Here is a 528-nt window from a genome sequence, read left to right as displayed (position 1 = left end):
TATTTGTATTTTCCTACGGGATATTGCCTGATGTTGAATCCTAGAAAATCGAACCCTGGATTCTCTGTCTTACCGTCATACTCAATAGGCTTGAGTGTATGACAGATTCGAGTCTTTTCAGGTTTTATTTCTAGTCCTACAGGTTTTAGCCATTCAGAAATTGCAGTCTTGCACTGTTCAATAATCTCTAGTGATGATGATATCACTACAAAATCATCGGCATATCTTATTAAGGTGGCTTTAACTTTAACCCCTTTTTCTTTAGGATACATTGTTTCAATTAACCTAACCATACCCAACAGTGCGATGTTGGCGAGTATTGGACTTATCACCCCTCCCTGGGGTGTCCCTGATTCTGTATCCTCAAATACGCCGTTATCTAGCACGCCTGCTTTGAGCCATTGTTTCAGGTCTCTTTTTAGGCTGCTTGGACAATGAATTTTGGACAGTAGATAATCATGGTTCACGGTAAGAGCATTTTGTTATGGTCGAAAGGGAAGTCACCTTCCCCAACTCCACTTCAAAACC

General features: G+C 40.7%; 1 protein-coding gene. It reads right to left on the bottom strand.

The genetic code is table 11. The features are described 5' to 3' along the window. On the bottom strand, window positions 1–467 hold a 467-nt coding region (locus P5674_RS25780), incomplete at its 3' end, for a reverse transcriptase domain-containing protein (protein WP_315670482.1). Window positions 468–528: the final 61 nt, after the last annotated feature.

Origin of the sequence: Limnospira sp. PMC 289.06 (assembly GCF_032350395.1) — a bacterium.
Classification (GTDB): domain Bacteria; phylum Cyanobacteriota; class Cyanobacteriia; order Cyanobacteriales; family Microcoleaceae; genus Limnospira; species Limnospira platensis.
This window is presented reverse-complemented; position numbering and strand designations above follow the sequence as displayed.